The organism is Bdellovibrio sp. (assembly GCF_047637665.1).
Lineage (GTDB): Bacteria > Bdellovibrionota > Bdellovibrionia > Bdellovibrionales > Bdellovibrionaceae > Bdellovibrio.
In genome coordinates this window covers 1-24831 of record NZ_JBLJBT010000007.1, presented here as the reverse complement: position 1 = coordinate 24831, position 24831 = coordinate 1, and the positions used below count along the sequence as shown (strand labels likewise).

The window sequence follows — 24831 nt, the reverse complement described above, 5'->3', positions numbered from 1 at the left end:
CCCATGGTGAATGAAGTTTTCACTTAGTCATAGGCGTGTTGAAGTACAGAGTGTAATTATCGCCAATGTCCTTGATGTCCATGGCACCAAGGTCTGCGACTGTGGCCCTTTTTCATCCTACTTCACACAGGCTAAGCGGTAAGGATCATTACACGTACCCATCCCGATCTGACCACTTGTGGAATAGATCGTCCCTCGATTGGTACTGGCTGTATTCGTCCAAGAGTAGCAACTGGAGCCGCTCCATGAGCCTCCGTTATTATGCTCTGAACCGTCTTTTCCCACGTAGGTAACTCCGCCGCTTACAAAGGTCGACGCGATAGCATCGCGGACCCACACCGTATAAGTAGCCGGATAAGCTGCACCGATCTGTTGTATTTCTTCCCAACTCGCCCAGTGGCTGCCGGAGTAAGCGGCATTACAAAGAGCATGTCCGCCTGTGGCAACCCCCGCGGCACCAATTAAGTTTCCATTGTACGCCGATGAGGTGAAACCCATAAAGGTGATCCCGCCACTTGAGGCTGCATCAACATAAGCCTTCGTCGCCGCATCTGAAGACGCCGTGGGTGTCGCGACGTTGGCAATTCTTTTACTTGAAACGCTGACAACACCCGTGCCCTGCGGAACCAAAGTCACATTGGTGTTTGCTCCCCCCGCAGATATTGTGAGAGCTCCAGAGTTTGACACATTCCCCACAACATCAGCCGTGATTGTTCCCGCACTGAAGTTCCCACTCACATCACGTTTTACTACCGTGCTTGCCGTGTTACTGCTTGTCGCATCTGAAATCTCAGCACTGGTCACAGCGGCACAGCCAAAACCATTGGCGCCAGTCCACTTCAAGACATGGCCCACGGTGCTGCAGTAGAAATCCTTGATTGTTGTACCTGTGACCGAGTCCGTCGCTAGCATCCGATTCGTACCTGCAGATCCAGGAGTGGCCACAACTTTCGACAAGGCACTCACAGCACCATCAGCAATCGTGGTCGTCACACTTCCAGAGCTAAACCCCGAAGAGGTGATATCACCGGTCAACGTTGTAATGTAGCTACCACTTCCACCACTGGGCCCAGAAAAATTAATGCTCCGAACCTCGGTTCCTGTGTAGTACTTCACCTCATTGGTGCTCGAGTTGTACCAGATTTGCCCCGCCTGGAAAGTTGCGGAGCCTTCTTGCGCCGTTGTATACGCCCCCAAACCAATGGGGTTTTGAGAAACACTGGTTCCATTTAAAAAATCCACCAGCTTTTGGAATGAGGAGATCGACAGATTTCGCGAGGTCGACACATTGGCGGCCGTCGCCCCATCCACAGTGAGCACATCTGTGGAAACAGTATTTCCAATCTTGGCGGCAGCTCCGGCGAACTGTGAATTGTACGATTCCAAAGAGTAAGGAACGGATTTCACTTTTTGAGATCCCAGATCAACCGTTTCCCCCGCCACTGTGAAACTGACACTCAAAAGACGATCATCACTGGCACCCGTGGTATATCCACAAGAAGGAAAATTGATTCCCGACATAAAGGCCTGACTAAAAGAGGCACTTCCACCATCAAGTCGCGTTCCCTCACCAATGTTCAAGGAAAAAAAGCCATCACCAACAGCGGTCGTATGAGCTTCTTCGTAAACCAGGCAAGATCCATCCGGGCTCTTAATTTTGATATTAAAAATCACGGACGCGTCTGAAAGCGCTTGCCCATCAGGCTTCACAATCCGCCCCTGATAAATAAAATTATGGCGATTATTTAGAGCATAAATATTCGTAGAAAATAAAAAGCAAAGAAATAGAATTATCTTAGACTTCACCTTGAGCTCCAAAGTTGCGGACTTCCAAAAAACGAACCTGTTAACTTTTCGGAATAACTTGGAGATATCTATAACAAGTGGAACATCCTTTCGGCATGTCCATCGTGTCCACGATCTATTCGTAGAGTTTTAAAATAAGACAAAACAAGCGGCCTTCTATATTTGAGAAGGCCGCAGGCAATTATTTACGACACTCGAACTCGTAAAGAGGAGCAAAGGTTACGGAGCCTCCTGCTGGAGCCAGGCCCAAAACTGTAACAAACTGAATATCGTTAAGTCCGTGAATTCTTGATACCTCAAGAGCCATCAGATCCTCAGTCATATAGGTTTCAGTTTCACCGTAGTTAAAGATTTGCTCTGTGCTTGCGCCCCCCTGCAAAGCTTTGACCTTTTTAAACTGACCTTTTCCATTTACGATCAAGGCCACCTTTTTTACAACTCCGCTATTAGAGACTTGAAGGGTCAACTTCACGTCTTTTTCAGCAGAAGTACAGCGAACCAATTGATCGTTGGCTGCAAACACAGCCGATGATAAAAAAGTCACAAATAGAACAAGTGACATTTTTGCACTTTTAAACATTTTATTCTCCATTGTTTATAGTTTCTGATTTTATTGGGACCTCATACAAGACAAAACCAAAGGCTCACTCGATCCACTGTACAAAGACTCCATTTTAAGGTTTGAGCTTTGCGCATCGAAAACAAAGGTTGTTTCATTGCGCCCCTCACGGGACTTCATCACTAACGCCTTCAACGAAGAGTCGTGATTTTTCTGGATTTCAACAGAGTCGAGCGAAACAATGTCCGTCTCCATTCCCTGCACAGATCTGGTCAGCAAAACCACTGGAGACGAAGCTCCGAAGGTAGCTCCGAGCCGAATCGTAAGAGATTCCAGATCGAGTTCCTCGTGAGCCTGACGACTTTGCTCCGTAGCCCTACAAACAACTGAAATGTTTGGAGTGTTTGTTCCGGCGACAGCAAAAGAAGCCAAAAGATTCATCAAGGCAAAGATAGACACTTTCAAAGATTTAGACATAGAAATCTCCTTTTTTCCTTTGCTTGAATGCATTTGCGATGCCACCAGAACGGTGCTGTATATGACACGACCACTCAAGATCTTCTAGTTCCAGGAGGCCTATTTGCTAAATTTATATGAATGTCGCCGACGTCCACCCATGAATGGGGGACCGAGTTCGGCCATGGACATAACAGGCACGATAACCTTTAGATATAAATCAAATCCGTGACTTTCGTTCTCTTCTTCTTTTGTCGAGTGTTTGAGATCTTCTCGTCGTCCCCTCCAGGATGCGACGTCTTATGCTCAGTTCTTTCTCCCTCTTCCTTGGGAAAAGGGCTGACTCTTGAAGAATCATCTTTATCCTCTTCATTGCCCTTCTGAATAAGCTGCAACGTCATCAAAAACCTCCTGTTATTGATGTCCAACAGACATATTCTCAATAACAAGGGAGGCCTCGGGTAGACGCTCAGGCCCTTATACTGTTTAATTTAGAAATTTTGACACAGTTTAGAGGGGGCAGAACTGAAAGCTGCTCATTCCCCAACGTTTTAAGGCCATCACCAGAGTCTTCGCATCGGGATTTCGGCTCTGTTCTAGCTCTTTGCCCGCACACGCCAAGTTTAAATTCGCCCGATGAATATTGGGATCCACATTTTCTAATAATTCCAAACCTAAAAAGAGCAGATCTCGACTCCACTCCCCCGCAGGCAGTGTCACCAGCTTCTTAGAGAGAGTTGCAAAGGGCTTGGTGGCATTTTTGATGTCCATACTGAAGGGGCCACGAACATAATCGAACGCGATCTTCGCCCCCTTTTGACTTTGAATTGCGTATGTTTCAACCAGCTTCGAAATGCTCATAACTTGAAAGGCGTTAATATCCTTCTGCAGTTCAATAGAATAAACAAATCCATCATCAATGAGACCCAGCACCGGAAGAAGCTCATGCAAAACCAGGAGTTCATACTTCGCATACTCTTTAACTGAGTACTGCCACAATGATCTGGAAATAACAATTTGGGGAGGATTCATTTTGGGGAAGTTGATTGCGGTATATTCCTTCCCCTCATAGAACACCTGCTCTTCAACTGTCACCACGACCTCGCGTAGCTTCTGAGAATAAACTGCCTTAAAGCCCTCCATCGGGAAAACGGAATCCGGCGTATTTTGAATCTTCGCACCTAGAGCTTGCGCAATATCAAAAAATTCAGCGATGCGAGGGTCCCCACAATGAGTCTCCTGCCCTTCGTTGATTGGACTAGCGTGTGCGCCGACGGGACCGAGAAGAGGCAGAAGAAACCCCATGAGAGTCAGCGATTTCTTGATCAATCTTCGTAAGTGGATAAAGAGAGATGGTGATGTTGTAAACGCTATCATGATGCTCCAAATCTTTCTGAGAAAGGCCATTAATCTTTCTCCGGAACTTGGCTATTTCCGACTTTATCTTCTCTAGGTTTTTATGGTTCACTGAAAAAGTCAATGTGGATTGATTTCGGTAGTTGATATCTACCTGATAAAAGCTCTCCCCCGCCTTCTTTAGAAACTGCGTCTGCAGGGTTTTCAACGCTTCGGTGGTGTACTGGGGGTCATTCACGATCGTTGAGTTCTGCCTTTTCGCCAGCCGCAAAGAGCCTTTACGGGTTTCAATAAAACCCATCCTGACAAGACGATTCAAAGCCTCTTCCGCCTGAACAACTTCAATTCCCAATCGTTCAGCGATCCACGCGGGAGAAGCCTTAAAGCTCTTGAGGTTAAAAAGCTCCAGTATCGCGACATGATACCAGGCTGAGATAAATCTAAAATGATCCAGATTAAAGGGGACGAACTCATCATATCTTGCCCTTTTTTCTTTCTTCTCGATCTCGCGTTCATCCCTCATACTTTTTATATAAGAACGAACCTCCAGCGCCGAAAGCCCAATCGCCGGAGCCATTCGAGCGATCATCTTTGATGTGACTCGATGATTTGAACGAAGAATCTTTGAAAGCAAACTGGGCTCAACTTTGAGGTCACGAGCAAAGGCGCGCAAAGAGTATCTTTGGTTGCGCGCCTGCTTCTCGGCAAAGGAAGCCTTCAAGACATTGACAATTTCCAGAGAGGTCTTGTTCATCCTCTATAGGATGCAGTAACGACTCCTCTAATTACAAGAGAGTTCGTTAATCTGCCTCGTGTCATAGCTTCTACTTTAAAGTAAGATTAAAGGCGTTCTCTTTGGCGGGACCAGAAAAGGCCTGCAATGTCAGGGCACCACCAGAATATCCATAGTGGTAAGAGCCCTCCATCGTTTTGCATGAATTTTGCTCGGCCCAAGCCACTTGAATGGAGCCGTTAAACTCATTTCCACCAATCTGTACCAGCGCCGAACACACTAGGTTTCCATTATCATAAAAAAGAACTTTACCGCCAGCATTGCCGGTCACAAATTCAATGGTCTGAGTCTCATTCCCCATAACCTTCCACTTTTTATTAAACATCTGAGCAATCTGCTCGCGCGTGCTCACTAAATAGAACGATGTCGAATCAGAATTCGTAGAATCATCCCCCAAGGCCAAATGAGACCCGGAAAGACTGAACTTAAGGGCGACATTCATTGACGCGCACTCGGCATCATCAAACTGCGATCCGTCCGACATCACCTTTTGTCCGCCAGCAAAGGTGATCGTTCCTCCGGCCTGGGCAAAACCACCTGAAAAAGCATAGCTATAGTCGACCCGAGTATTATGAACGCAAAGCTTATTGCTGTTCAGAATATAGATGTACACCTTCCCACTCGATTTATCCGCACCCTCGTTCAATAGACTCAAATTCAAAACATAACCGCTCCATTTGCCTGAATTCGATGACCAGGAACGATTCATGGTACTAAACACTTGATTGGAAATGCTTTGTCCATTGTTAACTTCATTCGTTCCCGAAGGAGTCGCCGCAACTTGGGCCGTTGTGCCAGATGAAGAGGAGTTTGAAACATTCGATCCCGTTGTCGTGGTGCTGCCGCTTGAAGTCGTGCTGCCACCTGAAGTGGTACTTCCACCGGACCCACCCCAAAAACCAGCCCCACTTCCCGAAGCACTACCACCTCTGGGTGTCGTAGAGTTGAGGTCGGAGGCTGCCGAGCTCACATCTCCAGTGTCGAAGCCACTCTTTGCACAGTTTTGAAAAGTCACGATCAACAAAATACCTGCAGCGATAAAAGAAAGATTTTTCTTATTGAGCTTATTCATCATTCCCCCCGGAGATGTTCTCATCTAAGATGATATTTCATATTTATCGGCATCTAAATTTATTTTATTACTCTGACACTATTTGAGACTCGCCCTTGACGGCGAGCAAAAGAGATCAACAGGTCCACCATGTCCCCTCCTTTGAAGAAGAACACCTCAGAACCTGTAGTTGAATATTATCTTCCCACTAAAATGAAATACACTCTACAAGATCATCGAACTCGGTCCCTGACTCAAGCTGCGCTATCTTTTTTATGATCTGCAACTGGCGTTCTTGCTTGTACTTCACGAATGTTTCCTCTGCAGAACTTTCGAAAGACTTTCTAAAAGGGATGAGCCCATTGGATGCCTTCGACAACAAAAGATAATCCAGCTTCACCATTGCATTCACCAAAGACAGTCTTCGACTTAAGCGCAGTCTCTTAATTGTATTCAGTCGAGCCGCCTCAAAGTTTTTCGTTTTTAAATGCCAAATAAACTCAACTCGAAGATTGCGATAATCTTCATGGTTGGCCTGAACGTACTTTTCAATTTTCTTGGCTTCATGGAAATACTTCTTCGAATCTTCAAAGTCCTTTTCTAAAAAGCTGGCCATTGCCGCCTGATGAAGACCGCTGATTTGCCCTCTCAAATATCCCTTTTTCTCAGCAATTCTGACAGCACGAAGAGAGTGTTTTAAAGCGTTCTCATAAGACCTCATGCTCAGATAGATCGAAGAAAGCTGCATGTAGCGATTTACCTGGCTGATGTAATTAACATTTTGCCCATGATATTCCAAAACAATGGATTTCTTTACGTAGCTTTTCGCTTCAGAATAGCGATTCATACTAAACAGAATTTGCCCCGTCTTATAGAAAATTTCAGGGTATCGCTCGGTGAAGTCATGTGTCTTTGCAATCGACTCAGCTTCTGAATTGAATTTCAAAGCTGTTTCAAATTGGCCAGATAGATTGTAGGCGACAGACATCCAACTCAAGCAAGTCACCAACCCTTGATAATCTTCGGTCACCTTGCAGATTTTAATTGCTTCCTTTAAGTAGATCACTCCCGCTCGAATCTGCCAGAGAGACAAGGAGAGCGTTCCAAGCTGAATAAGAACCTCGGATTGTTGAGAAGAGGGAAGTGAATGCAAAGGAAACGAGCGAAGAATTCTTAAATAGGGTCCAAGATTGTCTGTGATGTAGAAGGCGGTGAAAAACTCTTCGTTTAAGGCTTCATCAACAGCCTTGTTTCGGCAGGACCGACTAATAACGGACTCTTCTTTGACTAGATTTCCTTTTTCCACGGATAAAACTGTGGAAAGCTTATCCATGGTCTCGACACGGACTCGGGTGATTTGTCCATTAACCCAGCGTTGAATTGTTTTTTTTGAAATAGACATCAGTTGCGCAAGTTGAGCGTGAGACATCTCCTTGCCACCAATAACTTCCTTCAGCTTCCCTGCATCGATATGTACAAAATGTTGAGTCATATAAAAAGGGTATCCTTGTCCAACTCAGTTCGAAAACGTCCCAAAAAAACAAACCCGAAAATAATTCGCATGTCCTCAATGTCTACGGCGTTGGTCCTAATAAAATCCGTACCTTAGGTAAGTATCTTTCAACTCAAATCCCATGGTTCTTTTAAACTCATACTCCATATCCTCCCGGGGTTTAAGATGACAGTAAACATCCCGCTGACCAATTTTTTTATGCGCTGGAAGTGCCAAAGTACCCTCCGGAACAGAGACCACGATAAGCTCAAACAACTTACCGCTGGCCTGCGACTTCAGATAGAACTGCGCCCATCTCATTTTTGAGAACAACTTCCCTGAAAAGAGGCTGTCCGAGACAAATGCTCGAGACAATCCAGAAAAGCCCAGACCGTAATTAAGTTCTCCCAACGAACACACAGGCACACGCTCACCCGTGTTTGGATCTAGATATCCTAGCTGACTTCCCATTCCAGTTCCGAAAGTGTAGTAGACCTCCGGTTCTTCAGTGAACTCTCCAAGAACCGTGATGTCATAGGTTCCTTGAAGAGACTCCTGATTGTACTTAGGAAAACGGCCGCGCCCTTGCGCTGGTATAAGTTCTCTCTCATTTGTTCCGGTGATTCGCCAGACTTGCCCCGTCCCCTGCGAGAGAAGATAATACTCACCATCGACGATGGCCACGCCACGTCCCGCTCCAACATCTCCCAAACTCAAGCATTGACTACCCACCACTTTTTGCAACGAGCCCCACTGATCTGACTTACAGGGAAATGAAGTGTCTTTCCTGGCGCTCTTTAGAAGCCCATCCGCCGAGTCGGTCTGAACAAGTTGATTATTGCCCGACTGTATCCAGACGTTTTTTTTCACCACCCGATTACTTCCGTTAATGACGATGGAAAAGTTTAGTCTCTCAGAATCCGGAATAGCCCCCAAAAAATAGTAATTTATTTCTAAGCGGGAAATCTGCGTCGTCATGAAAGGCTGCTCGGGGTTCCAAGTCGAACCATCGAATTTTATTCGCAAGGACTGTTTATAATTCAGTTCACTCCCTAAAGAATTCGCGTTTTCCCAATCTTCTCGCCTAAAAATACTGAGATCTGAAACCTCAGAGCATTGATGCCCTTTAATGATACTCTCTTCAAAACCTACTGCCTTTGTGCAGTTCATGGTCTTGAGAAAGTACTGCAGTTTGGCCATTCTCACGGCTTGCACCAAAGTTTCGGATGCCGCGTCGACTAAGTTCTTTTCCTCTGCTCCATGAATCGCCCTCTGGGCTTGGTTCTTAGTAGAAAGCAGAGCCGTTGAGACATTGAATAATACAAATCCCACCACGGCCAAAAGAACCAACTGAAGTGTCATATTGCCAGACTCATCACATTTGTAGATCAAGCGAATCCCATACCTTTTGAGTTTTCCCGCCAATAGTATCTTCAAATTCGAATACAACTTTTATCGCTTTCGCGAAATCAATATGTGACAGATGAAACTTGCCAGTGTCCCACAAACCATTCTCATCGAAGTGGCAGCTGGGACTAACGCAATAATTATTCTCTAGTAAAAGAGTTTCACAACTGGATATTGGCAGTTCCGAAACGCACCCATTCAAGCCAAATGTCTTTATAGAAGTCTTGGACTTGTTGGAATAGAAATCAAGATAAAGCTTCATATGCACAACGCTATTCATCTTTAAAATCTCTTTTTGAGGATCACAAAACAAATTTCCATTTGAAAACCGGCACTCCAACAAAGAGGCTGTTTTTAAATTTCGACTATCCATCCCAAGACTCAAGATCTTGAAGTTGCTTGCGACTCCCGGGAATTGATCAAAGTACTCACTTGGGTTTACTCCAAGGTTGCCGGATGTAACTCCACTCAAAACAACGGGTCGCACCGCCACTGACACCAAACTTCGACTCTTATACCTCTTCAACCCCTCATAACATGACTTCACTGAATTCAACTCCGCTGGCGACAAGGTCTCCGTCGCCTCATCATAACTGACATTATAGACCTGGGGAGGAGTTTGAACCTGCAGCGCAATCGAATTCTGCGCACCTTGAATCAGCAACAAAGAGTTTACGTTTAAATCTATTTGTCCCGATGGAAATCCGTTCTCGTTTGCATTTGTCACTTCTAAAACAGAGCCGTTCTTCTTAATGACTCCATAATCCGCGCCTTCAACATCAAGCAAGAGGTTGTTGGTCCCTATCATACATACTGTTTTGACCAGAGCGGTCTGATGGATATCCCGGGACGCCATAATCAGGGCCTGCGAGTCCTTACAGCCAGCGCCCGCCGACAGGTCCGAACACTTATCCGCCAAAGGCAAAACGAAAGGACCTAAGGGATACTCATCTGAACGTCCCACAAAGAAGCTCGCTGCAGGTTTTTCACGTCGAATATGCCTATCAATAAAATCACCCAAATTCAGAATATCTTGCTTACGCCCTGTGAATTTTACGACCTGAGTTTCTTTTTGAGAGGTTTGAATAAATAAGGCCGCCATAGAAGCCAAGGATATTCCCAAAACCATCACGGCAAAGATCAGCTCTATGATTGTAAGGCCTCGTCGATCACTAATTTGGAAGACGTCGGAAGGTGACTTCATAGGATTCCCTAGATCTTGTCAAAGCTGAACGCCAGGTTGTTCTCAACTTGATTTCCATCAAAGATGAATCAAATAGAAATCGGCAACTAACAAATTCACTACAGTAGGATTCAGCCCCATCCTCACTGGAGGGAAGTCGCAACGGTGAACTGTTCACCAAAAGGTACGAAGCCTCCGACTTTGAATGCCCTCCCAAGGGCTGCTCACATGCAAAAGTAGATTTCGTCTGATTCAGAACATTCTGCTCAAGACAGATATCAACGATACTTTGATAGTCCAGACCTGCGACATGAGAGACCGTTGCCAAGGCGATAGCCTTGGCCTTCTCGTTCTTAACGATGTTTCCTTTTTGATGAGAAACCAATATCGAGAGCTTCGAAACGGCGACGGCTCCCATCAGCACAATAGCAAGGCCGATCAGAGCCTCCACCATCGACAGACCCTTGTCATTTCTAAGTCTCTGGGAAATCGCCGACTGACTCGTCAAAATGGAATTCCCCCATTAAATAAGAACATCGGCATTGAAGATCGTTGATTGATGATTCCATGTCCACCATAGACCTCAGCCGCAGAGCTCATACTGGCCGATATCGCCCCCTGGTCCTCATCTACTTGAATGAGAAACTGCGGCTCTGAAAGCATGGAAATTGTTAAAGGTAGAAAGGAATTAAAAGCACTCAATGAATAGTTATTGGAAAGAAGCGTCAATGCATTTTGTCCAGTGCTTTTACTGCCAACATCGCTCCACTCTGCGAATATCGAACAATCCGCTTGCGTATTGCTCTTCACTCCGCACATAAACACAAAACCTAAATCCGCCGTTTCAAATGGCTTCAGCTGGCGACGCGTCTGCCCCTCACTGACCTTCGAGTTGATTTTCAATAGAGTATCCGCATCTGCTGCAATTGCCTGCCCCGAGGAGGTGATCACATACCAATCCATTCTCGCAACTGGATCTTTAAGAATGACTTTCACTGTCTGAGTTTTATTTGAAACATTTGATATGGAAAGACGATACCAATGTATCATCCCCACCAATGGGATCGTAGAGATAGGAGTTGCATAGTTCGCTCCGGTCCCAGGCACTATCTCCAAACATTTGGAGGGATCTTTCTCTCCGAAGGGTTTCTTACAAGCAACAGCGCCGCTGGTGTTATAGATAGAGACTTTGGGAGTGATGAGACATCGTCCCGCTTTTACTCCACAAGGATTCACTTGTGCCCACGCTCCCTGTCCAAGCAAAATAAATGCGAAGATTGCAGTGGCTACTTTCAACATAAATCCCCCTTCTAGTTACTCCAATTAGTATTGATTTCTCGTCCATCACTGTCTTTCAACGTCGGTGGTGGCGGTGGACATTCAGCGCAACCACGATTGACTTGCACCCATTGAAACTTGTAATTGGAACAGCACTTTTCCAGCTTCGGGCTGAAATACCCACAAGAAAGAAGAACTGGCACTTGATGTGACGGAGTCAATGACTTGACCACGCATTTATCCACTTGCGCCTGATTGTCTCGCAGCCAAACTGGTCCCAAATCACACTCGCTCTTCACTTCGGGAATAGAGACTGTGGTCCGTCCACTTCCCTGGATCAGCTCTATAGACTCAGGTTGATTCTTTTTTTCAGCAACAATAAGACGTGAGTGCCCAATAGCTGGTGGATTCAAAATAGAAAGGAACTCCTGACCACCAAGATTCTGCGCGCAGGAACCCATTCCCCGCGCTCCGCAAAACCCGGAATAATCACTGGCGGTCATAGGTTCATAGTTATCAATGCAAAAGGCCTTCTCCTCTTCGCATCCACCGACAAGCTCCCACCCTATACTGCCAATACAACAAGCAATATCCGCAGGACGCGGGCCCGCCTGCGACTTCTCCTGATTTTCATCCTTACAAACAGACTTATCTTGAGCAAATTGAATAGGTAAAAGGGACTCGTTCTTCAACCTCTCGCAACTTTGAATAGGCTTTCTTCCGACGGCATTGTAGTCGACCTTCACACAATCGGCGAAACTCACACTGGATAAAAACACCAGCGGAAAAACCAATCCTCTAGAAAGATCCTTCCCCATACATACCTCGAGACTAAAGTTGAAGCACTTATATACTTTCGTGAGATTCTCTTCTTTCCTGAAGACTCAGAACGAGACTTTGAGGCGTTCTCGGCCACTTTGATCTCATGTCCACAATGTCTATGGACCTTCTCCGAGCCCTTAGACATCTATTGGATGATAAGGAACCTCAACAATCGAGCGGAAGCCATGGTTCGAGGTAATCGCTAAAATAAACTTACGAAGTCCATTTATATTCTGACCACCCTTACCCAGAACTCTTCCAATATTTTTTTGGCTACAGTCGATCTTAAAGATTGTCGTCCGCTCACCATGAACCGCAGTCACGCTTATATCGCTAGGAGATGGACAGATAAGTTTCAACAAGCACTCTATATGCTCACGGACCATGGAGGTCACTTCTTCTCGACTGAGCGCAGGAACACTTTCCTCTGATAATTTCGCTTCAGTGTTAACACTTCTTCTGATTACTAACGGTTGCTTTGGGGCCAATGACATAACAGCGCACCTCCGAAATCTAAGTCTAACTTTACAATCGGAACTGTGAGTATTCACAAAATATCATTGCTCAAAATAGGCTCGACGTCCCCACTGTCCCCTGACCAAGATATGGACCATCTGCAACGCCCACCATCTTCCATCCTCCCACTGCAAGATTACTTCAGGGTAATTTCAATTAGGGACTGACGCCCAGGAGAAGCTATTTATCTCAACAAACTTCGGTTCTTTAGGCGCGGTAAAAATTGACCCAGCAAATACAAGATCAATACTAAAGACGTCAGAAAAGAAAAGGAGACTGCCATGAAAACAATTATCTTAGTCGCATTACTTAGCGTCGCCCCCTTTGCACATGCGAATCAAGACTCTGCAACAACCAGTGCCCTTGAGTTCTCTCGCGAAGAGGCTGAACGCGCCCCCAGAGGAGTTCTTCCCTTTATCGGAGTTGGTGGAGGTTACACCGGTTACGACACTGTTGGATCCGTCGAGGGGACACCCGCTTCTATCAAACTTTTGGGTTCCTACTACTTCGAAAATCCATTCGTCATGGATCTGGGCTATGGAGTGAGCAATCAACAGTTCTCCCAAGCCGGAATCAATCAGGAAACATCCGTGACCGGTGGAGCTTTCGAATTAGCCGCTCGCTATCGATGGGAAAGTCGTTGGCAGGCCGGAATTGTTGCCAACCATCTCTTTGAACAAGGTAAGTTCTTAACTGCAGAACAAGGAGACGCCCAATTCGTTGGTCTTCAAGTTCTTCGCGAATTCAATTTAAGTCCCAGTTGGCTGGCGCGACTCGGAGCTCGAGCCCAAGGGTTAACGAATAATACCGGCAGTGTCGTTACGATGTATCTGGTCGATCTGCAAATCGGTTGGAATCCCGGAGCCTACAAGCCCTCCGTACGCCAAACTGCCGCCACGGAAAATCCCGTTCAGCGCGAACCTGAGAAAGTGGCTCCGGCTCGCCCTGTTGCCGCAGCAGAACCAGAGCCCATTCTTCGTGATGTCAGCTATGCAAGTCTCGCTGGAGGCTCTTCGTTCAAGTTCCCATCCTCCCGAGTCGCTCTTTCCACTAAAGATCGCCAAAAGCTTTCGCGTGTCGCCAAAGCTCTAAACGAAAACAAAGATCTTTTTGAGAAAGTCGAAGTCCACGGATATACCGACGCCACAGGAAGTGCGTCTATCAACCAACGAATCTCTGAGCAGCGTGCAAATCAAGTTCGCTCTGCCCTGCAAAGAGGTGGCCTCAAAGACGTTAACGTAGTCGCTGTAGGAAAAGGCTCTGCAGATTCAACCGGCTCAATGACTGCAGATCGTCGGGCGGAACTGGTATTTGTCGGAGTTAAAGACGAAGCCAAACTCCGAGAAGTCCTATCGAAAATTGAATAATTCAAATCTTCCAAAGAGCGCAGATTAAAAACTGCGCTCTTCCTTAGGAGCAAAACACTGCTCTAAGATCAGACGAAGAATGTTTTTCATTGTTTCCAAATCCAGAGAAGGTGCATTCCCTTTATCAACAACCTGCTCTGGCAAATAGGGTACATGAATAAAACAGGCCTTACTCGACAGCTGATTCTTTTGAATGTGCCTTAAAGCCTGAAAGTAGACATAGTTACAGACATAGCCCCCGGCACTCAAAGACACCTCAAGAGGCAGATTCATTTTTACGATCTGTTCTTTCCACTCACTTAAAGGAAGATGCGAAAATAAGGCGGGTTCCACACCTTCCTCAATAACACCCTGCTGAGGAGTGTGTTGATCTTCGTCTGGCTTCTCTGTTTCAATCCAATTCAATGCCACTCGCTCCAACGACACCTTACTTCGCCCACCAGCCTGTCCCAGCAGAAGGATGACGTCGTAGGACTTGATGGATAGTTGTTCCAGCAAAACCAATGGACCCTGGTTAAATGACACTGGCAGAAGCAAGGTGTCTACACCATGCTTAACTGAAAAATCCTTCTTGATCCACTCAAGAAGGATTTCGCTGGGATTGATGCTTTCACCCTGAAAAGGACGAAAGCCCGTCACTAGAATTCTAGAACTTTTTATCACTCGAAGTTGCTTCTCCATGTCATATAGAAGTCATGGCTATTTGTACCATTCAACGGGTGACCTTTAATACGAAATTCAACTTTTGTGTTGAATTCTCGAGTTAAAGCCTGGGCCTCCGCCTCAGTTCGTGGAACCCGCGCGCCCATTGACTTCAAAGATGAGATCGGCAACCAATACTCGCGTGAAGTCGTACATGAAGCATCTGCCGCCCAGGGCCCCTGACCTCCACATTCGTTTCCACCATTCCAATTGAAGATACGGAATGTCACTTTAACCTGATCCGATTGTGAGTAGAAGTTCCAATTCTGCCCTACATGCTCATACTCTGAGCTCAACTTTTTGAAACCAAATGTCCATGGCAATTCCTGTTTCTTACTATAGCTCTCGATAAATTCAGGACTGTTATTCAGAACGAAAGTCCTCAAAACCGCGGCCGAAGCATGAGCTCCATAAGCGGAGGAAAATCCACAGTGATTGCCATACTTCAAGTTCAAGACTCCCACCAGTGGTGATTTCTCATAAAAGTCGTCATGTTCTACCACCTCCGCATTGATGGCATTATTTACCACCATATCATCCTTCGATGCCCACACCAAAAGAGGTGTTTTTACTTCTTCCTTCCAATTCCAGAAGTTATTACTCTTAAAGAATGTCTGTGGAGTACTTGCAATTCCGCGTCTCTGCAACGAGGTCGAAGAAAGATTCCCAATATAGTCAGCCATACCTAAACGACTTGAAGGAATTTTCTCATCAGAAATTAGATCTGGAACATCCTCAACATAGTTGCGCGCTTCTTTGAAATGATCCTTTGTCATCTTTGAAAAAATTCGTCCCACGATCTGACCTCCATAAAGGCGATCTAGGGTCGGACGCAGACTGACCACAGGACAAATTGCAGTCACGGAATTAAAGATCTTCTTTCCGTCTGGCATAAGATACTTGTCATTAAATGCAGCTCCCATCACCGCCGCATTCCCACCTAAACTGATACCCATAAAGTGAATACTGGAAATGCGATCTTTATATTCCCACTTCTCGCGCATCCATTTACCAATCTCCAATGACTCATAACCTTCGGACCAGCCCCCCATTGTCACCTTTTTATTATAGTAGATGTAGTCCATGCCGGTTTGATTTGCGAGCATAAGCACATTGAAAGGGCTTTGATCAAAGAGATGCATCAGATAACTTTTCATTGAGGCCGTTTGAGCGGCGGAGCAAAACACCCCACATCTCACGATCACCAACGGGCGCGGGCGCGGGTCCTGCTTCAACGCTAAAATTCCTGGTATACGAGTTCCATCAGGAAGTTTGATTAAGAACTCTTTAACCTGAGGATGCGATAAGAAAGGATATTGGAAGTTGGAGAACTTAAGAAGTCCCAAAACACCCAATGTGGATTTGCGTGTTAACTCGCCTGAGCATTTCGCAAAATATTTTTTTACCGTCTCATAGTACTGCGCCGTCGACAACTTCTTGCCAATAACACTGTCTTCAAAACGACGAGGGTCACAATCCGGCTTGATATCTTTGGTACTCAGTCCATCTGGAACTTCCTCAAAAAGCCCCTTCGCCGTAGGCACATCCACACCGGATTCGCGAGCCAACTCTTGATAGAACTGGGACTCTAAATCAAGCTGAGGAGTCCCCGAAAAAGACTGTGCTTGTGCTGTGGAAGAGACAACCAAAAACGATCCAACAAATATGCTGAAAATCTGCGATGACATTTTCTACCTCACGTACTTCACAGAATTTATCGACCGAAGGTTAGGCTAGGTTTAGAAAAAACTCACTTTGTCTAAAGTGTTTACAGAATTTCAGAAAATTGAATTTTCCCCTATGAAAATGCGCCTCATTCAGAGAAAACAACATGACAAATTCACGAAATCCGCCAAAGAGTCCTCACATTTTAAATTCTTCAGAATGCCGGGGGTCGGAACTTCATTTTCAGGAGATTTTAATTCGAAGCGAGAGCACCAAAGGCGAAAAAGAAAACGGCGCACCTGTGGTACGCCGTTGATGATTTAATTGAATAGGATTCCCAGCTCTAAGCGATCTTTTTGATCTGCGAAAGCTTATCCTTAAGAACAGAATTTTCATGCTTAAGCGCATTGACCTCTGAAGCCAACTGGTTCATTTTTCTTCGTAAGAAGTCGACTTCCTGTTGGGTGCTTGGATCGGCTTCAGACGGCGATGCTGAAGACGCGGGCGCTGACTCTTTGTCAGACGTTGTTTCGAAATTTAAAGGAGTGGTATACCCACCCATACTTAACATCTCTTCAACATTTTCAGGGATAAGCAGATCAGGATCCACTTTTTCAAGACGGATAATTCCTTGCGAGATGTACCCACGAACTTCCGAAAGAAGCTTTGCAATGCAAGTCGCTTTCTCCGCTGGATTCGGATTAGACTCGGCCATCAAATCACCGATTTTTCTACGCGAAATCGGCGGCAGACAACTAAGAAGCTGCTCGACCTGCTCAGAGGGGTTGCCATGCATTGCATTGGCCAACGTCAAAGGCGGCACACGAGAGAACACCTCGACCAGATACTGACTATCCCAACTATAAACTCTGTTGATGGTAAGGATTCTTTTGCGAAGAGCATCCTCCCACGCAGGACTCTCGGCGGCGATGAGCCCTAGGAACTGCTCACGTTTTGCCGTCGGTGAAGTCTCTAAAAGTTGAAGAAGTTGAAAGAAGCCACCTTTTTTTTTGTATCTGTCTAACATGCCCATGATTGATTTATCGGAAATGACTTTCAGGACTAAAGCACTAAGCGATAAAAATGTGGCTATCAAAAAAGATTGATCGCGCCAAGGCTTCTGAGTCCCGTGGTCGTCTAAGAGTTCAACAATTTCCAGCAACTTTCCAAAGAGGATGTCTCATTTTGATTTCTTGATTTAGGACGTATTTTCCGTAGGCAAAACGGTTTTTGCGGCGGAAAAAACAAAAAGAGCAAGGGCCTTGCCTTGCTCTTCCAATACGATGTCTTTTCATAAGTGTTGAGTTTAGTTTAGTTTAACGACTCACACTTATATGAAAGACTGACACTCGTGCCTGGCTCCAGATACTGATTGAACTTTAAAGTCTTCCCATCCAACCAGTGTGCAACAGGACTTCCTGACACAGTGACAACCAAATCCGTCGGATTCGAACAATTCAACAAAACATCTTTAATACGATCCGTGATCTTCGAACGGATCTGACCCAGCTGGCTCGTGTAATCGCTCGAACAGATGTCTGCGGCATTACCCCAACCAACATCGGTGAACTCCATATACTTTTTGCCAATGCTTCCTCTTACTAGTCCTGTTGTCGGGCTGTAGCTATCTAAAGTCTGACTGTTTTGTTGATTCAAACAAGCCTGATCTTTCACTACAATCGCGTGAACACTCAGAGAGTTGTACTTATCTACACCCAAAGTACTTTTCACGTTCGTGATTAAGTTGCCTGGATGATCAAAGTCTTCCAGCGTATAACCTTGGCTTCCATAAAGGCCACTTCGTTCATCTTCATCAGATAAGAAAATAATCGCCAAATGAGCATCCGCTCGAATAAAGCTCGAGGGGTTGTTCTTAATCACGAGATTCGCAGCATAAACGCCTCGTTCGTCTCCCGAAGGGCAGTTTGCCAAATAGGCCGCCGAATAGGCATTTGAATTGATGGAACTTGTGTTGCCACCGTTGTCACGAATCCAGTTAGCAATAAACTTTTCGCAAGACAAAGTCTCAGGCCTTTGAATCGTCTGATTAAATAAAGTGAATCGATCTGTATGGTTCGGAGTCAGGAAGGCTGTTCCCTCTTTATAATAGATGAGATTTCCGCCCTGCAAAGAACCTGAACCACTGACATCCGTTGTTGTCATCGCAATACGGTAATCAATATGCCTACTATCTAAGTCCGAAATAAAGTTTGCAAAACGAGGTGCCAATCGAGCCTGCTCAAAGGACATCGAAGCAGAGTTATCGTTCACGATTAGAATATCGACCTTCCCGTAACCGGCCGTTGTTGCGTAGTTGAAGGAATACTTCCCATTTTCAACAACACAACCACTCTCCTTACATTTGCTATCGTCCAAAGAGAACTTCACGGGGGAACATCCCACATAAAGTCCTACCATAAAGGACAATGCTGCTATTCTAGTGAGCGCATTCATAGACACCTCTCTCAATCATTTACTTCCAATCTCAGTGCCACGTTTACCTCATCGCTGTAAATATCTGTATTTACTGTATTTTCCTCATTTACCCCCTCCCCCTCCCTGTCTCAGCCTGTGTCGATTTCTTTGACAAGGGCCCCTCAAAGACACTTTTTAATGTGGAATTTCAGAGGTTTAGGATTATTTGGGGACCTAGCCTGAAGAAGCGATTTTGGTCCCTCCGGGGAAAGGCTTTGAGGCTCATCAAAAACTTTCCAATAATAGCAAGGAGCAAGGGGGAGACATGATTTATAAGGTCTTGGGAGCACTCATTATCGTAGCCGCCGGAGTTTTAGCCTTTCTAACTCTGAAAGAGGAAACAAAACCTGTAAAAGGCGATAAAAAAGAAAGTGCCTGTGTTCAACTAACTCCCGCTCAGCAGCTTACCGAGATGATCAACAAGGACTTCGAATCTTTGGCTCAAACTCAACAACTTCCCCCTGAGTGGCAGTCAATCGCGACCGTTGAGATTCGCATGAACTCAGAGTTGGCAAAAGCCATCTTGGGAAAAACTCGTCCGAATATTCAACGCGTGAAAGAAGGCACAGCCTATCTTGAACTTGAAGTCATGGACCTTCCTGATGAAGAAAACCCCGGTATCATCATTCAAGCCAGTCTGTTTGACATTCGTTCGAAAAATAAAATTTTCGAAGTCGGTCGCACTTACACAATGAATGAGCTCAACAAAGTGGCCCCTCCTCAGGAGCCCTCACCCACCACGAACAAGGCCTCTTCGGCGGCAGATGCAACCGTTCAACAACAAAAAGCACCTGCACCGGTACCGACAACTCCCCCTAATCCAGGAGCGACAAGCCCACAGCAATAGGAGACTATTATGAAGTTCATCCCTCTGCTATCTGTATGTTTTCTTTTTCTTGGTTGCGCCTCGAAAACAACGACGGCGCTCGCCCCCTCTTCTCCCGCTCAAAAAGAATCAAAAGGTCTCGATGCAGAGCTCAGCACCTATACATATCCATTTCCCGTGAAGTTCTTCTCTCTGCGCTCGCAGGAACAAGATCTTAAAATGGCCTATATGGATATTCCTGCCGGTCGCCCGAGCGATAAGGTGATTGTTCTGCTACATGGAAAAAATTTTCCTGGAGCTTACTTTGAAAGTGTTATTCTGGGGCTGAACCAAGAAGGCTATCGAGTCATTGTCCCCGACCAAATCGGTTTTGGAAAGTCTTCTAAGCCACAAAACTACCAATACAGTTTTCAAACTCTAGCAGAGAATACTTATAAACTTTTAAAGAGTTTGAATATCGACAAGTTCTATCTGCTAGGGCACTCCATGGGAGGAATGCTCGCAAGCCGTTTTACCCTAATGTATCCCGAGCAGGTCACCAAGCTATTCCTGGTAAATCCTATCGGTCTTGAAGACTGGAAAACGATGACCCCTTATCGAAATATCGATGAGTCCTATAAAGCAGAGCTTACAAGCTCTCCTGAAAAAATAAAAAAGTATCAGCTTGATAGTTACTACGACGGCAAATGGAAAACGGAGTACGATAAATGGCTTGAGATTCCTACAGGATGGCTCGAAGGCCCCGACTATGCTCGCATAGCTTGGAATGCCGCTTTAACTTCAGACATGATTTTTACACAACCTGTGTATTACGAATTTAAAAACCTTAAAGTCCCCACCGTTCTTATCATCGGCGATAGAGACCGCACCGCCATCGGCAAAGCATGGGCCGCCGAGGATATGAAAAAGAAAATGGGCAACTATCCAGTAATCAGCAAAGAGGTCTCAAAAATGATCCCTCACTCCAAACTGATTATGCTAAAAGGCCTTGGTCACATGCCTTTTATCGAAGACTTCGAAGCTTTCTGGAAAGTCTTCAGCAAAAATCTTTAATCTCCCCTTCGATCTTCGTCTAGCTTTCGTCCCTAATGAGAGACTGGTCGAAGATCACTTTAACCTCTTTCCCATTTCTCGTATGGGAGTTTTACGTCCCCCCAAAGGGATTTAAGTATAATTCTCATTTTCCCATTGGGAAAATGAAGTCATGAATAAGCTAAAAATAACGCCAGTGACTTTCGCGGCATTGATCGCCCTCTCTGCTTGTAGCGGAAACAGCGGCTTTCAAAGTTCAGAGAGTAAACCGATTGTTAAAAATATCGACGTGGAATTTCAAGCCAACCCCGAGACATCGGTTAAAACCCGCGGTGGCTATAAAGTCTATGTGGGCACCTCCTTGGGGTTTGCTCTAGATGCCTCTCTTCGAACCGTCGATATTGCGGGAAATACCGAGCAAGATGGCAAAGTCAGGGTCACCCTTTCCGAGATACCTGCCGGAAAATATTATCTCAAGGTTTTAGCCTATAGTGACCTAAATGATCCTAACACGGGGACTTCTGCGAAATCCCTTCCTTCTGAAGAGGTTTCATTCAATGTTCAGTAAATCTAATTTCATTCTATCTCTCTTCATCACGATCACTCTTCTGGGCTGCACATCCGCGCAAGAAAAGAACCACACTCTTGGTGAATCTCATTTTGTCGAAGGCGAAGTTATCGTCGGAGTCAAAACACATAAAAGATCCGCCTTTGCCATTAAGAGCTTTACCAAGGCAATTGCCATAAGATCATTTAAAGCCGTGGATGCCATGAACCTAGATAGAGAGGGACGATTCCTTCACCTCAAGCTAGAAAAAAACGAACCTGTGGCGGCCGCTATAAAACGCCTTCAATCCCATGAAGATGTGGAGTTCGTTCAACCCAACTATATCTATCACCCCACCGCGATTCCCGATGATCCTCACTTTGGAAAGCTATGGGGGTTGCAAAATAACGGGCAAAAGATTGAGCCAATCAATCAGGCCCAAGACCTTATCAAAGATGAGAATAATCCAGGCACCGCCGGTCGCGACATTTCCGCAACGGCGGCTTGGGATATCATCACAGACTGCTCTTCTGTCATTGTGGCTGTGCTTGATTCCGGAGCCAAACTGGATCACGAAGACTTGGTAAACAATCTCTGGACAAACCCAGTCGATGGTTCCCACGGTTACAATCCGGTGGATGGAACAAATGATCCTACCGACATCATTTCCGGTCACGGCACCCACGTCGCCTCCACCATCGCCGCTGAAGGCAACAACAGCAAAGGCTCCACCGGCGTCTGCTGGAAAGCCAAAATAATGCCAGTGAAAGTTTTAAACGATCTGGGCGCAGGAACCACAGCCAACATCATTGCCGGCATTTCTTACGCCGTCTCCTTCGGAGCAAAGATAATCAACATGAGCCTCGGCGGCCCAACAGGGAAGCTCGATGATCTCGCCTACCTCACCGCCATTGGCAACGCCGAAAATATCCTATTCATAGTATCTTCCGGAAATGGAGGCGCCGATGGAGTGGGTGATAACAATGATCTACCCAATATGAAACAAGTTCCATGTAACTTCAGCACTGGTTTAAACAACGTAATCTGCGTCGGAGCTGTCGATCAAGCCTTCGCTCTCGCTGATTACTCCAACTACGGAAAAACCTCTGTTCAAATCTCAGCCCCAGGAACCAACATATTAGGTTTATCTCCCACGACAGAAATTTTATACGAAGAGGACTTTCAAAACGGATGGTATCAAAGCGCCGATGCCAATTGGTTGAGGGACTCAACTGAGAAAAATCTTAAAAACCCAATAAATTATGATCGAAATTCGAATAATTATAATCATAACCTTCGTTCTTCTGCATATAAAACATATAACTTTCCTGATGCTGACAAGGTTCTTTTAGAACTCTCTATTAGTATTGATCTTGAAAAGAACGTCGACTACCTAAGATTGGCCGTTGATAGAAACGTTATCGGCACAGATATTTTCACAAATCCATCTGTCCACTTCAATGAACCATTACAGCTACCTGGTAATCTCACGGGAAATTGGGGTATCGCTTTAAGAAAAGGATCTTCTTGGGGCCCAGTAAAAGATCATCCTACCTGGGTGCTAGGTCCTGCTCTTGATATCAGTAAAACCTGCGCAAAGACAGTCTGCACCTTAGGCTTTCAACTGAATACCAACTCTCAGAACAATGACTTTGGAGTTAAAATTTTTGGTATCAAGACCCATGCTCTGACCTCTGCAACCAACTCTTACAAAATCATCGCTGGCACCTCCATGGCCACCCCCCATGTAACAGGCGCTGCCGCCTTAGTTTGGGCCTACAATCCCAACTACAGTCTTTCTGATGTCAAAGAAGCCATTTTAAACGGCGGAACTGCCATGAATGGTCTTAAAGAAAAGACCTCCACCGGCAAAGTTCTAAACGTCATGGGCTCACTCGCTTTCATAAAGAAACCGGCAACTCCCGTCATTACGATAAAATAGCTTCCCTAAGAACCGCCATGATTCCTGACAATTGATGATTTAGTGTTCTAAATTTGTACTGGCATTAACTCACTGATTGCATTGTGTTCGTATGCCTCAACGTCGATGGCTCCTGAATCCGCAAGCAGATCTGCGAAAAAATTCAATGCCCTCTAGTCTGCCATAGGAGCAACTCCATATAGCTTAATCAGTACTGATCAAAACAAGTACGAGATACCTGCCGCCACTCCAGAGAAATCAAATTCAACTTTTGCATCACCTGACGTTTCTGACTTATGCACCAACGTATAGTTCAATTTGAATAGATAGTGCTTTAAAAAGACAGAACCGACTCCCCCAAATACCCCGAGTTCGGATCCTGAAATATCGTGAACTCCCGGCAAGGAAAACGTCAAATTCAATTTCGAAATACCCGTGAACAGGAAAAGAGACTGCTCCCAAACTCTCAATCCGTATGTTGCGCCAAGATCAATATGACTAGTCCGAACAGACGCGCTATTAAGCTGACCTTTATGGGAATAACCCGGAGTCACATCCAAGGATGAAAGAGATCTCTCCGCCTCGAGCCCAAGCGAAAAAAAGAATCCCAAAGAGTGTGTATAAGCAGATACGTATCCGATATCAAAGTAAGTGGCTGGTGAATACTCAAGAGCCAAATCAATGTTTTCTCCCGTACTTGCTGTGAAGCCCTTCCCTTCAATTCGAGGTCGAGCCATGTTGTACCCGGCCCCTAGAAACCAACCCTTGGTATTCGACGAGGTGGTGTCTGTCTCATAGCCATCCGACCCTCCTAAACCTCGATCTCTTATGACATAAGCATCAATAGTCGGAGTTCCCCCTACTACCAAGCCAATGGCTCGATCGTTTTTAACCTGTTTGATAGAAACTCGCGCAATTTCAGAACCCAAAGAATCAATGACAACAAGCTCTTCCCCAGCCATGGCATCCAATTTCTGCAGGTAAATAAGCACTTTTCCATCTTTGATTTTCTTTATCTGTGCGCCAAGACTTTCAAAGGAAATGGACGCCAAGAAAAAGAAAACAAATAGACCAAGCCTCTTCACGCTAGCTTCTTTCTTCGATTTTATGAATAGTCACTCGAATATCACCGCTAAAAAGTTCCTTGAGAATGACTGCTGGAGCGGAAAGAAAAGGATCAGGCTCCCCAAAAAGAAGATCGTGTAAAGGCATTTTCAAAACTGTCGCGACTTTCTTTAGTTGAGAAATATCATGTACACGCCGTCCCGCTGTCCAACCGTGAATTGTCTGCTTTGAAACGCCTGAGGCCTTCGATAAGGCGGCCAGCGACAGACCACGTTCCTTCATGATGCGAGATAAATGCTTTCCGAGACTCATGGCTCTATGGTCTCGGCTATAAACAAGATAATATAGTCAATTCTCGTCCCAGAGACGACTATCTCTCTTACGAGACACATCCTACCCGGAGTAACTCTGGTACCTGTTGGGGAAATAACAATTCTTTTTGTTGGCATTCATCAGTTGGAAGTGGAAGGCAAAAAAAAACCCGGATTACTTTCGTAACCCGGGTTTAGAGT

Annotated in this window: 25 protein-coding genes; 5 read left to right on the top strand and 20 right to left on the bottom strand. The window is 45.5% G+C overall.

Annotation, left to right across the window (positions count from 1 at the left end; translation table 11 throughout):
• Positions 1-117: 117 nt before the first annotated feature.
• From ACM64D_RS01405 to ACM64D_RS01340, 14 genes are all read right to left on the bottom strand, one after another.
• A complete protein-coding gene (locus ACM64D_RS01405) occupies positions 118-1806 on the bottom strand; it encodes a hypothetical protein (protein ID WP_415061394.1) in 1689 nt (562 codons plus the stop codon).
• 181 nt (positions 1807-1987) lie between these two features.
• Positions 1988-2386 (bottom strand): hypothetical protein, encoded by a 399-nt coding sequence (locus tag ACM64D_RS01400; RefSeq protein ID WP_415061393.1) that lies wholly within the window; start codon positions 2384-2386, stop codon positions 1988-1990.
• 30 nt (positions 2387-2416) lie between these two features.
• The gene (locus tag ACM64D_RS01395) at positions 2417-2842 is read right to left on the bottom strand and encodes a hypothetical protein (RefSeq protein WP_415061392.1); all 426 of its coding nucleotides are present in this window, start codon (positions 2840-2842) and stop codon (positions 2417-2419) included.
• Positions 2843-3030: 188 nt separating this feature from the next.
• On the bottom strand, positions 3031-3222 hold the full coding sequence (locus ACM64D_RS01390; protein ID WP_415061391.1) for a hypothetical protein: 192 nt from the start codon (positions 3220-3222) through the stop codon (positions 3031-3033).
• Positions 3223-3331: 109 nt separating this feature from the next.
• Positions 3332-4126 carry a hypothetical protein gene (locus tag ACM64D_RS01385; protein WP_415061390.1) on the bottom strand — a complete coding sequence of 265 codons (795 nt, stop codon included), beginning with the start codon at positions 4124-4126 and terminating at the stop codon, positions 3332-3334.
• Complete coding sequence (locus ACM64D_RS01380) at positions 4080-4931, bottom strand: TIGR02147 family protein (RefSeq protein ID WP_415061389.1); 852 nt, start codon at positions 4929-4931, stop codon at positions 4080-4082. The genes ACM64D_RS01385 and ACM64D_RS01380 overlap by 47 nt, the downstream gene beginning before the upstream one ends.
• A 70-nt stretch (positions 4932-5001) precedes the next feature.
• Positions 5002-6066, bottom strand: a complete 1065-nt coding sequence (locus ACM64D_RS01375) for a hypothetical protein (RefSeq protein ID WP_415061388.1) — start codon at positions 6064-6066, stop codon at positions 5002-5004.
• Positions 6067-6229: 163 nt separating this feature from the next.
• Entirely contained in the window at positions 6230-7513 is a 1284-nt protein-coding gene (locus ACM64D_RS01370) for a helix-turn-helix domain-containing protein (RefSeq protein WP_415061387.1), read from the bottom strand.
• Between the two features lie 96 nt (positions 7514-7609).
• The gene (locus ACM64D_RS01365; protein WP_415061386.1) at positions 7610-8875 is read right to left on the bottom strand and encodes a hypothetical protein; all 1266 of its coding nucleotides are present in this window, start codon (positions 8873-8875) and stop codon (positions 7610-7612) included.
• A 13-nt stretch (positions 8876-8888) separates the two neighbouring features.
• The gene (locus tag ACM64D_RS01360; RefSeq protein WP_415061385.1) at positions 8889-10124 is read right to left on the bottom strand and encodes a type II secretion system protein; all 1236 of its coding nucleotides are present in this window, start codon (positions 10122-10124) and stop codon (positions 8889-8891) included.
• Positions 10093-10611 (bottom strand): hypothetical protein, encoded by a 519-nt coding sequence (locus ACM64D_RS01355; protein WP_415061384.1) that lies wholly within the window; start codon positions 10609-10611, stop codon positions 10093-10095. The genes ACM64D_RS01360 and ACM64D_RS01355 overlap by 32 nt, the downstream gene beginning before the upstream one ends.
• Complete coding sequence (locus ACM64D_RS01350; protein WP_415061383.1) at positions 10608-11402, bottom strand: hypothetical protein; 795 nt, start codon at positions 11400-11402, stop codon at positions 10608-10610. The genes ACM64D_RS01355 and ACM64D_RS01350 overlap by 4 nt, the downstream gene beginning before the upstream one ends.
• Positions 11403-11413: 11 nt before the next feature.
• Positions 11414-12199 (bottom strand): hypothetical protein, encoded by a 786-nt coding sequence (locus tag ACM64D_RS01345; RefSeq protein ID WP_415061382.1) that lies wholly within the window; start codon positions 12197-12199, stop codon positions 11414-11416.
• 141 nt (positions 12200-12340) lie between these two features.
• The gene (locus ACM64D_RS01340; protein ID WP_415061414.1) at positions 12341-12589 is read right to left on the bottom strand and encodes a KH domain-containing protein; all 249 of its coding nucleotides are present in this window, start codon (positions 12587-12589) and stop codon (positions 12341-12343) included.
• Between the two features lie 411 nt (positions 12590-13000).
• Here ACM64D_RS01340 and ACM64D_RS01335 point away from each other — a divergent pair, with 411 nt between their 5' ends.
• A complete protein-coding gene (locus ACM64D_RS01335; RefSeq protein WP_415061381.1) occupies positions 13001-14086 on the top strand; it encodes an OmpA family protein in 1086 nt (361 codons plus the stop codon).
• Between the two features lie 24 nt (positions 14087-14110).
• Here ACM64D_RS01335 and ACM64D_RS01330 read toward each other — a convergent pair whose 3' ends face one another.
• From ACM64D_RS01330 to ACM64D_RS01315, 4 genes are all read right to left on the bottom strand, one after another.
• Positions 14111-14749 carry a pyroglutamyl-peptidase I gene (locus ACM64D_RS01330; RefSeq protein WP_415061380.1) on the bottom strand — a complete coding sequence of 213 codons (639 nt, stop codon included), beginning with the start codon at positions 14747-14749 and terminating at the stop codon, positions 14111-14113.
• A complete protein-coding gene (locus ACM64D_RS01325; RefSeq protein WP_415061379.1) occupies positions 14746-16476 on the bottom strand; it encodes a hypothetical protein in 1731 nt (576 codons plus the stop codon). Before ACM64D_RS01325 ends, ACM64D_RS01330 begins: the two co-directional genes overlap by 4 nt.
• 320 nt (positions 16477-16796) lie before the next feature.
• Positions 16797-17480: a FliG C-terminal domain-containing protein gene (locus ACM64D_RS01320; protein ID WP_415061378.1), complete on the bottom strand. Its 684-nt coding sequence runs from the start codon at positions 17478-17480 to the stop codon at positions 16797-16799.
• Positions 17481-17764: 284 nt separating this feature from the next.
• A complete protein-coding gene (locus ACM64D_RS01315; RefSeq protein WP_415061377.1) occupies positions 17765-18907 on the bottom strand; it encodes a hypothetical protein in 1143 nt (380 codons plus the stop codon).
• A gap of 286 nt (positions 18908-19193) precedes the next feature.
• On the opposite strand from ACM64D_RS01315, the gene ACM64D_RS01310 reads away from it, so the two are divergent.
• The 4 genes from ACM64D_RS01310 to ACM64D_RS01295 all read left to right on the top strand — a co-directional run bounded on the left by ACM64D_RS01310 (position 19194) and on the right by ACM64D_RS01295 (position 23275).
• The gene (locus ACM64D_RS01310) at positions 19194-19775 is read left to right on the top strand and encodes a hypothetical protein (RefSeq protein WP_415061376.1); all 582 of its coding nucleotides are present in this window, start codon (positions 19194-19196) and stop codon (positions 19773-19775) included.
• A 9-nt stretch (positions 19776-19784) separates the two neighbouring features.
• Positions 19785-20807, top strand: coding sequence for an alpha/beta fold hydrolase (locus ACM64D_RS01305; protein WP_415061375.1), 1023 nt, complete (start codon positions 19785-19787; stop codon positions 20805-20807).
• A 151-nt stretch (positions 20808-20958) separates the two neighbouring features.
• Positions 20959-21354 (top strand): hypothetical protein, encoded by a 396-nt coding sequence (locus ACM64D_RS01300; RefSeq protein ID WP_415061374.1) that lies wholly within the window; start codon positions 20959-20961, stop codon positions 21352-21354.
• The gene (locus tag ACM64D_RS01295; RefSeq protein WP_415061373.1) at positions 21344-23275 is read left to right on the top strand and encodes a S8 family serine peptidase; all 1932 of its coding nucleotides are present in this window, start codon (positions 21344-21346) and stop codon (positions 23273-23275) included. The genes ACM64D_RS01300 and ACM64D_RS01295 overlap by 11 nt, the downstream gene beginning before the upstream one ends.
• 197 nt (positions 23276-23472) lie before the next feature.
• Here the strand turns inward: ACM64D_RS01295 and ACM64D_RS01290 are convergent, their stop codons facing one another.
• Positions 23473-24339, bottom strand: a complete 867-nt coding sequence (locus tag ACM64D_RS01290) for a hypothetical protein (protein ID WP_415061372.1) — start codon at positions 24337-24339, stop codon at positions 23473-23475.
• Between the two features lies 1 nt (position 24340).
• The gene (locus ACM64D_RS01285; RefSeq protein ID WP_415061371.1) at positions 24341-24631 is read right to left on the bottom strand and encodes a helix-turn-helix domain-containing protein; all 291 of its coding nucleotides are present in this window, start codon (positions 24629-24631) and stop codon (positions 24341-24343) included.
• Positions 24632-24831 lie beyond the last annotated feature (200 nt).